The organism is Nitratireductor luteus (assembly GCF_026162365.1).
In the GTDB taxonomy this organism is placed as follows: domain Bacteria; phylum Pseudomonadota; class Alphaproteobacteria; order Rhizobiales; family Rhizobiaceae; genus Chelativorans; species Chelativorans luteus.
The window spans coordinates 93,123-104,025 of the sequence record NZ_JAOANW010000013.1 but is presented as its reverse complement, the minus strand read 5'-3'; the positions used below and the strand labels follow the sequence as shown (position 1 = coordinate 104,025).

The 10,903-nt window shown below is 61.2% G+C and carries 9 protein-coding genes and 1 pseudogene; all 10 read right to left on the bottom strand.

Annotated elements, in window-relative coordinates:
- Window positions 1-340: 340 nt before the first annotated feature.
- The 10 genes and pseudogenes from N1058_RS18070 to N1058_RS18030 all read right to left on the bottom strand — a co-directional run bounded on the left by N1058_RS18070 (window position 341) and on the right by N1058_RS18030 (window position 10,862).
- The gene (locus N1058_RS18070) at window positions 341-1,273 is read right to left on the bottom strand and encodes a TerC family protein (protein ID WP_265519003.1); all 933 of its coding nucleotides are present in this window, start codon (window positions 1,271-1,273) and stop codon (window positions 341-343) included.
- 303 nt (window positions 1,274-1,576) lie between these two features.
- Window positions 1,577-2,818 (bottom strand): OmpP1/FadL family transporter, encoded by a 1,242-nt coding sequence (locus N1058_RS18065; protein ID WP_265519002.1) that lies wholly within the window; start codon window positions 2,816-2,818, stop codon window positions 1,577-1,579.
- Window positions 2,819-3,179: 361 nt separating this feature from the next.
- Window positions 3,180-6,029 carry a valine--tRNA ligase gene (locus tag N1058_RS18060; RefSeq protein ID WP_265519001.1) on the bottom strand — a complete coding sequence of 950 codons (2,850 nt, stop codon included), beginning with the start codon at window positions 6,027-6,029 and terminating at the stop codon, window positions 3,180-3,182.
- A gap of 93 nt (window positions 6,030-6,122) precedes the next feature.
- Window positions 6,123-6,794: a PopZ family protein gene (locus tag N1058_RS18055; protein ID WP_420848012.1), complete on the bottom strand. Its 672-nt coding sequence runs from the start codon at window positions 6,792-6,794 to the stop codon at window positions 6,123-6,125.
- 12 nt (window positions 6,795-6,806) lie between these two features.
- Window positions 6,807-6,890 (bottom strand): annotated as a pseudogene (locus N1058_RS24270) (DUF2497 domain-containing protein); the annotation flags it as partial.
- 279 nt (window positions 6,891-7,169) lie between these two features.
- Window positions 7,170-8,510 carry a TolC family outer membrane protein gene (locus N1058_RS18050; RefSeq protein WP_265518999.1) on the bottom strand — a complete coding sequence of 447 codons (1,341 nt, stop codon included), beginning with the start codon at window positions 8,508-8,510 and terminating at the stop codon, window positions 7,170-7,172.
- 219 nt (window positions 8,511-8,729) lie between these two features.
- A complete protein-coding gene (locus N1058_RS18045) occupies window positions 8,730-9,404 on the bottom strand; it encodes a protein-L-isoaspartate O-methyltransferase family protein (protein WP_265518998.1) in 675 nt (224 codons plus the stop codon).
- Window positions 9,405-9,724: 320 nt separating this feature from the next.
- Window positions 9,725-10,039 carry a DUF2283 domain-containing protein gene (locus N1058_RS18040; RefSeq protein WP_265518997.1) on the bottom strand — a complete coding sequence of 105 codons (315 nt, stop codon included), beginning with the start codon at window positions 10,037-10,039 and terminating at the stop codon, window positions 9,725-9,727.
- The gene (locus tag N1058_RS18035; protein ID WP_265518996.1) at window positions 10,032-10,469 is read right to left on the bottom strand and encodes a hypothetical protein; all 438 of its coding nucleotides are present in this window, start codon (window positions 10,467-10,469) and stop codon (window positions 10,032-10,034) included. The genes N1058_RS18040 and N1058_RS18035 overlap by 8 nt, the downstream gene beginning before the upstream one ends.
- Window positions 10,470-10,862: a hypothetical protein gene (locus tag N1058_RS18030; protein ID WP_265518995.1), complete on the bottom strand. Its 393-nt coding sequence runs from the start codon at window positions 10,860-10,862 to the stop codon at window positions 10,470-10,472. It abuts the gene before it with no gap.
- Window positions 10,863-10,903: the final 41 nt, after the last annotated feature.

Sequence of the window (10,903 nt, the reverse complement as noted above, 5' to 3'; positions counted from 1 at the left end):
CGGCTTTCTCTCTCTGACACGCAGTATTCTGGGCGGTGCGTCCGAGAAGCTATCTCGGTGCGCCTGTTTTATGGCGGGAAATTGGCGTATTGCCCCCATGCCTTCATAGCGCAACGCATCTTATTAAAGTGTTGCGGATCGGTCACAGATAGCCATCCTCTCGCACCAGCGGCGAGGAGGCGGCGTCCAGCGATGAAGAGCCCTCCCATTTTCTGGGGAGGAAGTGGGGTGGGAAGGCTGCGCTGCAGCATTTTGCGGCAGGTGGAATTACCCGAGATCCGCATAAATGCAGAAAAACAAGGAATTAAAACGCCGCGCGACCAAGAGGACGCGCGGCGTTCTAACGCTCGGTCTCGGAGGCGTCCCGCCTGTTGTGCACCATCGAGGCCACGACGGAACCGCCGATGATAAGCGCCGTCACCGCCAGCGCGATCACGGACGGTATGTGGATGTACTGGCCGAACAGCATCTTGAACCCGATGAAGATCAGCACCAGCGAGAGGCCGGTCTGCAGATAGCGGAACGTGCGCATCATTCCCGACAGAACGAAGAACAGCGCGCGCAGGCCAAGAATGGCAAAGACATTGGAGGAAAAGACGATGAAGGCGTCGTTGGAAACCGCCAGGACGGCCGGGATGGAATCGATCGCGAAGATCAGATCGGTGATCTCGACCGTCACCAGGACGACGAAGAGCGGCGTCATGAAAAGAATGCCGTTGCGGCGCGTCAGGAAGCGCGCGCCTTCATATTTCGACGTCACGCGGCCGCTGCGCATCAGGAGCTTGACGACGCGGCTGTCCCCGGGGTCGACCATGCCGTCTCCGGCGAACATCATCTTGAAGCCGGAAAAGATCAGAAGTGCGCCAAGCGCCATGGCGACGATATGGAACTGCTCGACCAGTTTCACGCCCGGCACGATGAGCGAGAGACGCATCACGATGGCGCCGATGATGCCGTAGAACAGCACCCGGTACTGCGCCTCCGCCGGCACCTTGAAATAGGCGAAGATGAGGGCGATGACGAAGATATTGTCGAGCGAAAGTGCCTGCTCGATCAGATAGCCCGTGAGAAACTCAGCTCCCCGGTCCGGGCCGGCGAAATAGAAGACGCCAGCGGCGAACAACATCGCCATGGAAACATACCCGCCGACCGTCCGGCACGCCTCGCGCGTGGTGATGACGTGGTCGCGTCGATGGAGAACGAAAAGATCGACGAACAGGATGATGGCGACAAACGCCAGGAAGCCGGGCCACAGCCAATCGTGCAATGTCATGAAGCGTTTGCATTCAATGCGCCGCGTCAGCGCGTTGTCCTTCAGTCCGACATCACAGGCAACGCCTTGCCTGCCAGAGGGGCCCGGGCTGGGTGACGCGCCTTATCTGAGGCAGTTGCACCGGGGTTTCAAGGCCTTGCACGCAAATACGCACAGTTTTCGGCTTCAAGATGCTGTATCGGACGAAAAAAGGCCCGGCATGGGAGCCGGGCCTGTCAAATAACAGATCGGAAGATCTGCCGCGGTATCACCATTTGACCTTATAGGAGGCCGAGAGAATGCCGGCCTCGACACAATTTTGAACTACCATTTCACCTTCAGCGATCCGTTCAGCGCTCCCACGACGTCCGTCCCGAAATCGTAGTTCACCCCGTCCCCGACGAGGCTGCCATCGGATTCTCCCGACGTGAGCAGGCCGATCGCGCCGCCGAGCCTGACTTCCACATTAGAGTTAGGCGTGTAGCCGACGCCCGCGCCGAGCGTCCAGGAATCGGCCTGGTGCCCATATCCGTGGGAGGTGCCCCGGTCCCAGGTCAGGCTCGCCGCGCCACTCCATTGGTCGTTGAACTTATGGCCTACGCCCCCCGAAACGGTCCAGCCATCGCGATAGAGGAGGTCGATTTTTGTCGCTTGGGTCGGGCCGCCCGCCACGCAAGCCACACCGCGCGTCGATTCGGGGCAAAAGGCTATCGATTGCAGGATGCTCCAATTGACCCACTTGACCGAACCGAATGCCAGCCAGTTCGGCGCAATGCCCGACTGGAGCTTCAATTCCACACTTTCGGGCATCGCGGCCGAACCGAAGACCGGCGTGCTAGCGCCCGTCAGCGGATTGCCGCCAAATCCCGCGGGGAGATTGGTGAGATCAAGGGTGCCGGTGACATCGTTCAGTTCGACACGGGAGTTGTACATAAGGCTGGCGCGGAACGCGATCTCAGGGATCTCGTAGGCAGCGCCAACTCGCCAGCCCCAGCCGTCACCCTCAAGGTCAAGGCGTCCAATGCCACTGTAAAGAGCCGATGCGGGCGTGCCCGTGAAATCGAAGACCAGCCGCTCCTTGAAAGCATCCAGCTTCTGGTAGAACCCGCCGCCGATAACGCGAAACTGTCCCTTCCCGGCCTGGAACTTGTAGGAGCATGTCCCGGCGAAATTGTCGCTGTTGAACTTGGTCTCGATATTGCTGTTCGCGCCGGCCCAATTCAGTCCCGGGTTGGTATGCACCCCCCAGGGCTGACTGTAGTCGACCATGCAGTCGATGCTATCGGTCAGCCCCGCCTTGAATCCGATCCGCGGAACGAAATAGCTCTCGGTGTCGCGGACACCCTGGCTGCTGCCGCTTGGGGTGCCATTGAGGGGGTTCGAATCCACCACATTGTTCAACTTGCGGCCCGGCATCACGTAGGTGCCGGAGGCCTCGCCCACAAACCTCTCGGGGCTGTACAGCAAATCAACGCTGTAGCCGCCGCGTTCCAAGCCGCCCGCATGAGCACTGCCGGCAAGAAGCACAAACCCCAGCGCAGAAACCCCAAAACCACCAAACCGCATGCGACGACCTCCCTGAACTCACGATATTCGCTGATGAAGGATAGCGAGCGTTTCAAACCGCGCAATCGCAATGCCGGCAGCATGGGCGGCGTCTCCCTTTTCTTACCTTAACGTAAACCCCGCAATTTGAGTCGACTTGATCCCCGGCTTGCAAACAAGCGGCAGGGAATGTGCCGATTTTCGCGGGTTTTGGCCGTTTTTCAGCCGCATTCGTGGCTTTCCACGGCGAGTGTTGCGGAAATGCGACATTGGGCAGAAAAGCTGTATCTACACCCTTGAAAGCCTTGGGAGAAGCTCCCGGAAAAGGCGTTCGGGGCGGCCGGTTCAGCGGCTGACGCCCCGAATCAAAGGCGGCAATCACTCAGTCGGCTTCCCTCATCCGGTCGAGCGCCACCTGCAACTTTGCCCTCGCCTCGGCGAACTCGGCGCGCTTTTCACGCTCGGCGGCGACAATATCCCCAGGTGCATTGGCGACGAATTTCTCGTTGGACAGCTTCTTGTCCAGACGGGAAATCTCCGCATCAATCTTGCCTATCTCCTTTTCCAGGCGGATGGTCTCGGCGCCGATGTCGATGAGATCGCCCAGCGGCAGGCAGAAGGTCGCCTCGCCCAGCACGAATTGCGCGCTGCCCTTGGGCGCCTCGGCGGCAAAGCCTAGTTCCTCCACGCGCGCCAGACGGCGGATGGCCGGATCATGCCGCGCAATGCGCGCGCGCGTCGTCTCGTCGGCGCCGACGGCTACCAGCGGCGCCATGGCAGCGGCGGGCACGTTTACCTCGGCGCGCACGGAGCGAATGCCGCTGACCAGGTCGATGAGCCAGTTGATGTCGGCTGCCGCCTCCGCGTCCTCGAAATCCGGCGAAGGCCAGCGCGTCAGCGCCAGCATCCCGTCGCGCTCGACACCGCCGCCCATATGCGCCCACAACTCCTCGGTCATATAGGGCATCATCGGGTGCAGCAGCTTGTAGATCTCGTCCAGCACATAGGCCGCGCAGGCGCGGGCCTCCGCCCTGGCGTCTTCGTCGTCGCCGGCGAAGACCGGCTTCAAGAGCTCCAGATACCAGTCGCAGAACTGGCTCCACACGAAGCGATAAGCCGCGCCCGCCGCCTCGTTGAACCTGTACGACGTGATGCCGCCGGTGATGGCCTCGGCCGCGCGCGTGAGTTCGGTCAGTATCCAGCGGTTGATGGCGAGCCGCGCGTCTTCCGGCCGGAATTCGGGATCGCGCTTCACGCCGTTCATCTCGGCGAAGCGGGTCGCGTTCCAAAGCTTGGTGCCGAAATTGCGATAGCCGGCCACGCGCGACGGATCGAGCTTCACGTCGCGCCCCTGCGCGGCCATGATCGCCAGGGTGAAGCGCAGCGCGTCGGCGCCGTATTCGTCGATCAGTTCCAGCGGGTCGATGACGTTGCCCTTGGACTTCGACATCTTGGCGCCGTTCTTGTCGCGCACCAGCGCGTGCACATAGACGGTGTGGAAGGGCTCCTCCTCCATGAAGTGCAGGCTAATCATCATCATGCGGGCGACCCAGAAGAAGATGATGTCGAAGCCGGTGACGAGCACCGAAGTCGGGTAATAGCGATCCAGCTCGGTGGTCTTGTCCGGCCAGCCCAGCGTGGAAAACGGCCACAGGGCGGAGGAGAACCAGGTGTCGAGCACGTCTTCGTCGCGCGTGAGGACCTTGCCGGGCTCGTAATTTTCGAGTTGGTCTTCCACCCAGGATTTCCAAGGCCCCTCGAGCGCCAGATAATATTCGACCGCGTCGTCCAGCGCTTCCTTCTCGGTGCGGGCGACGAAGACGTGGCCGTCCGGCCCGTACCACGCGGGGATCTGATGGCCCCACCAGAGCTGGCGGGAGATACACCAGGGCTGGATGTTCTCCATCCATTCGAAATAGGTCTTTTCCCAGTTCTTCGGCACGAATTTCGTGCGTCCCTCGCGCACGGAGGCGATGGCGGGCTTTGCCAGCGTCTTGGCGTCGACATACCACTGGTCGGTGAGGAAGGGCTCGATCGGCACGCCGCCACGGTCGCCATGGGGAATGGTGTGGCGATGCGGCTCGACCTTCTCCAGAAGCCCCGCATCTTCCATCATGGCGACGAGCGCCTTGCGCGCCTCGAAGCGGTCCAGACCGTCGAGCCGCGCGATGGTGGTGGTGAGCCGGGCATCCCGCTCGAGGCCTTCCAAGAAATCCTCATTGTCCTTCAGCGTGATGGCCGCTTCCACCGTCATCACGTTGATCTGGGGCAGGCGATGCCGCTTGCCGACTTCGAAATCGTTGAAATCGTGGGCGGGTGTCATCTTCACCGCGCCGGTGCCGGCCTCGGGATCGGGATATTCATCGGCAATGATCGGAATGCGCCGACCGACCAGCGGCAACACCACATGCTTGCCGACGAGGCTCTTGTAGCGTGGATCGTCGGGATGCACCGCAACGCCGGTATCGCCCAGCATCGTCTCCGGCCGCGTCGTGGCAACGACCAGATAGTCGCGCGTCTCATGACCGTCGGGCTCACCGTCGGAAGGTCGCCAGTCGACGCGGTTGCCTTCGCCGTCGAGCTTGTAGGGATGTTCATAAGTAACGCCAGGCTCCAGCGGGTAGCGGAAATGCCAGAGATTGCCGTTCACCTCGATCTGCTCGACCTCCAGATCGGAGATCGCGGTCAATAGCTTCGGGTCCCAATTGACCAGTCGCTTGTCCTTGTAGATCAGGCCCTGCTTATAGAGGGAGACGAACACTTCGATGACGGCCCTGGACAGCCCCTCGTCCATGGTGAAGCGCTCGCGCGACCAGTCGCAGGAAGCGCCCAGCCGCTTCAACTGGTTGATGATCGCGCCGCCCGATTCGTCTTTCCACTGCCAGACCTTCTCGATGAATTTCTCGCGGCCCAGGTCGCGGCGGTGCTGCTGGCGCTCCATCAACTGGCGCTCGACCACCATCTGCGTGGCGATGCCGGCATGGTCCATGCCGGGCTGCCACAGCACGTCTTTGCCGCGCATGCGCTCGAAGCGCACCATGATGTCCTGCAGCGTGTTGTTGAGCGCGTGCCCCATGTGCAGCGAACCGGTCACATTAGGCGGGGGGATGACGATGGTGAAAGTCTCGGCGCCAGGTTCGGCGCCCGCGCCGGCGCGGAATGCCCTTTCCCGCTCCCAATTTTCAGCGATCTTGGGCTCAACGCTTGCCGCGTCGTAGTTCTTATCGAGCATGGAACATCCGCCTGGCAGTAGGAAATGGAAGCCGGTGTAAAGCGGAAGGGTCCGGGCGAGTCAACTGCGGCGTGGTGCGCGGGGCGCTCGGGTTCAGCCGCCGCGCGCCACGCGCTCGATTTCCTCGCGGACGAGGCGTTCCACGAGCGTAGGCAAATTATTGTCCAGCCATTCCTGAAGCATCGGCCGCAGCATTTCCTCGGCAACCTGATCGAGCCCCTTGGCCCGTTTGGCCTCGAAAACCTCGTTGAGTTCCTCGAAGGCGGCGGCCACCTTGCGGCCGCTGTCTGCCGACAGCATGGAGGGGCGCGCCGCGGTGCCGATCTCACGATCGGACGATCTGCCCCCCGAAATATGCGACACTGACCGTCGTTCTGCGGCAGCCGGCTGGCGGCCGTCGTCTTTCTCTTCACCGAAATGCGTGTCGCCTGCCGCCGGCATCCTAGCGACATCCCGCTGTCCCGCATCCGAGCCGGCGGTCGCTTCATCGGCCGGTTCCGCATATGTGGAGCCCTGCTCGTCGGCGTCTTCGTCCTCGTCCGCTCTCATCTGATCGCCAGCGCCGGTGTCGTTCTGCGGCCAGGTAAAGGGGGCGGGCTCCGCATCCTGCCGCGCCTTCGCGACTGGCTCCCGGTCTTCGCCGGCCTTGAGGCCAGATTCGCGACCGGATGCAGGACCGGACACAGGCTTGAGCTCGGCACGGAAGGTTTCCACCTCAACCGCCGGCGCACCGGCTGCCACTGCCGGATCGGCGTTCGGGCCCATCTTGTGGACGGTTTCACTGTCCTCGATTATGCGCCGGATCGATGCGAGGATCTCCTCCATCGACGGTTCACGCTGTGCGCTGCTTGCCTGTGCCATGTCTGTTTCCGCCGCCGTTTGTGCTCACATGCGGGTGTCCTGCGGCCGACCGCCGACCGGCAACCCGCGCCCCCGAATCACCAATAGCCTATCGGACCCGCCGCCGCGTGAGAATCCCCCGTCTCAGGATTGACCGGCTTGCACACAAGATTACGCTGGAATCGAAAAGCCCCCCACCAAATATGGTAGAGGGCTGGAGCTTTCCCCGCGATCCATCGTGCTTTCGGGCTTTACGCTATTCCGGATGGAAAACGGGTTTCCGCTTCTCCTAGAGCCGCGTTAGCGGCCATCCGGCGTACGCAGGCCGTACCACTTGTCCTTGACGGCGTTGTAATGTTCTTCCGGCTGGTACACTGCCACATCGAGACCCAGGCGCGGAGCGGTTAGACGCCCCATCGCCGCGGCGATGCTGTAGCTGGCTGCCACCACATCGCGCTCGGCGGTGACCAGATTGATCCTCGCGTCGATCACATCGGCCTGCGCATTGAGGACGTCGAGTGTCGTGCGCTGCCCAACGTCCCGCTCTTCGATGACGCCGCTCAGGGCAAGCTGGGCTGCGTTCACCAGTTCGCGGTTGGCCGCAACGCTTTCGCGCGCCGCCTGATAGCCGGTCCAAGCCTGCGTCACCGCTTGACGGACCTGATCCCGCGTCACGTCGACCAGGATGCGGGATTGCCCCAACTGCTCCTTGGCCTGCCGCACGCGCGCCGAGTTGGCGCCGCCCTGATAGATGGGAACGGTAAGGTTGAGCCCGATGGAGGCGGCATTGTTCGTGCCATCATTCTGCTGACCGGGGCTGGAATTGGTATAGCCGGTGGAAACGCCGGCCTGCGCATTCAGTTGAGGCAGCAAGGCCCCTTCGGCAGATTTCACCTGAAAGGATGTCTGATCGACAGCATGCAGGCGCGCCACGATGGCCGGGTGTTCCGAAAGGGCGATGGCTACGGCGCCATCCAGGCTGCCAGGCAGAAGCTTGGTCAACGGGCCCGGCATCTTCAGCTCGCCCGGCTGGTTGCCGACGATCTGCTGGTAAAGCGCCGCGCTGGCCGCGATATTGGCCCGAGCCTGGCTAAGCTGTGCCAGCGCCGCCTGCCTGCTGGCCTCGGCCTGGGCGAGATCCGTGCGCGTCCCCTCGCCCACATCCAGCCGCGACTGCGCCGAACGCACCTGCTCCTGGAGAAACTCAAGGTTCTGTGCGCGCAGGGCGGCGATCTGCCGGTCCCGGATGACATCAACATAAGCGCTCGCTGCATTGAGCAGCGTGTTCACTTCCTGGTTCTGCAGGGAGGACACCGCTGCGCGCACGCCCGATTCGGCCGCCTGCACGTTGTTCCGGGTCTGAAACCCATCGAATATGGGCTGCTGCAGGGAAATTCCCAGTTCGCCGGTGCGCTGCTCGACGCCGCCGCGGCTGCCAAGCGTGGCCGACGCCGAACCGCTTATGCGCGGGCGCATGCCCGACTTGGCTATAGCGACGCCCTCGTCAGTGACGCGAACCCCCGCACGCTCGGAATTCAAAGAGGAATTGTTGCTGTAGGCTTTGGCAAGCGCCCCGAAGATTGTTTCCGCATTGGCCTCGATCGGGCAGATAATCGCCGCTGAAATTGTCAGGGCAGCCATAAAACGGCTTCGCATTACTGACACGTCCGACCTCACAAAGCTGTATGCGGGCGCAACGATTGCCCCGGCATTTCCAAGTTTCACGACCGCAGGGCCGCAAGATACAGTCCCGAACTCAGCAGCATTGCCCACACAAAGCGCCCGGCGCTCTCCGAGTCAGAGACGACGTTACAACATTGACGCGATCAAAACCGTTGCCCGAGAGCAACAGCATGACACTCAAAAAACAAAACCCGCCTCCCGGGAAAACCCGGGCAGCGGGCGGACGGCTGTATTGAAGGCTCGGCGCGAGGAAACGACACCGTCCTCCTTCACGAAAAGCTCGGCACGCGCCGAATTGCCATGGCCGACAACGGCGACCAGCCTCCCGCCCTCGCCCAATTGGGAAATCAGTTCATCGGGAACGAGGTCAACCGCCCCGCCGATGAAAATGAGGTCGTAAGGCGCTTCGTCGGGATGCCCTTTCTCGAGCGGTCCGGTTACCACCGTCACATTGACGCAATCGAGATCGGCCAGCCTGGCGCTTGCCGATTCAGCCAATTGCGGATCGCACTCCAGGGCCACGACGAAACTTGCCACCTTCGAAAGCACGGCCGACGAATAGCCGGTGGCGCATCCCACATCGAGCACCAGGTCGGAGGGCTTGACGCCGGCGAGTTGCACCAGCTTGGCAAAAGGCGCCGGCTCCATGAGGAACCGCGCCGGGGCACCTTCGCCGGCGGGAGAGATCTCCAGATCTTCGTCGATATAGGCAAGGGCCTTGCGACGGCCCGGCACAAACGCTTCACGGGGGATCTCCCGCATCGCCTCCAGCAGAGGAACATGCGTGACGTCCTGTGTGCGCAACTGGCCTTCAACCATCTTGGCGCGCTGCTGGGAGAAATCGGCGCTCATCACCCTCGTTCCCGTTTCTTGCGCGCCTGGCGCGCTATCTCTGGTCCTCGCGCGTCGGCCCGCCGGAGAAGCGGGCCGCGAGATACTACCCGGAAACTTGGAGGCCTCGCCCGGAAGCCGCTCATCGTTCCAGTTCAATCGGTTGCGCTGCGGTGTGGCAAAAAAACTCGTTACCGTCAATCAATCACTTACGCGACGTGCTGCCACACCTTTCGGAGGATACTACTATTAATAGATTCAGTTCTGGGAAGGAGAGATCCGGTGGCGGATCTCGCGGCCCAGCACAAGAGCCACAGACGCTTAGTGGGCGTGGAAATTGATCAATGCCTTTGATGCAGAAACAGGGCGTGATCGACAACCTTATTGGCTTGCTGTGGCGGAAGATGAAAGCGCTTCGACAGCTTCCCTGCAAGGGTTTCCGTGTCTGCTCCCCACCGATCGAAGAAGTGCATGACGGTGACCCCAACCAACTGCCCCGCATCATCGTATCGCCAAACGATGCCGCTCCGATCAATGCGAGCGTCGGTGCCGTCCTGTGGCCGCGTGCTTATATAGAGCACATCGGTTCTCCGGTCATACGAAACGTTGAAAGAGACAGTATCGGGTGCCCGGTTGCGATCGATATTGCTACTCATCGTCATCGTCCTGCACAGTACCAAAGAAAAAAGTTGTCATGTAACCTGACGTTGTTCCGGAGATCTTCTGCACGTAAACCCTTAACGGATGACCCTTGCGATTGATCGTGTTGTCATTGATATATTCAACGGAATTGTTGTAGCTATCACTCGTCCGGGTTGGCTCCTTGAGGGTGCCACTTACCGCGTTGATCATTGACGGCAATTCCACTGGGAACTGGGCGGAGTGCTCTGCCTTCACGTGGTCGATCGTCTCCTCATACATTCTGACCTCCGACACATCGTCACGAGCCCTTGTCTGGACAAGTGCGTACCGCTCACTTTGGTTTACGTCTGTGGATGCAAACGTAACCACCAGCGACGGCTCCGGATCAATCTCAGTATCCGGAACCTTCCCTGTGTCGGCCGCTTCTGGTTTAACGCGTGCCAATCAGTTTGTTTCCGTTTTGCGTCGAGCTTTTTTTGGAGCCTCCGCCTGAGTTCTGCGTCTCGTGAAGGCGGTTTCGATCTGGCCCCACTCCCTCTCATGCTGGTCTATTTGATCGATCAGAAGAAGTGCTAGGTCCTTCGCGGTTTGCGGACTCATATGTAGCGTCACAGCTGGCCTTGATGTGCCAGCATTTTGGCTTCTAACAAGAACGGGCACCTGTCGAGAGAGAAATACCGTGAAGCTTGTGCTATCGGTAATCAGTGCAACTTTGTCGCCGAAGAACTCGGGCACATCAAGAAGCGATACTTCGTTCTGATCGACTTTGGCTTCAGTCTGGCCACCCGGCGCAGGACTCTCTTTCTCGGGAATGTCCCCCATTTTGCGACGCGCCATTGTTTCCCCCTCTCGTTGCGAGAGCACCAGTTAAGCACGAA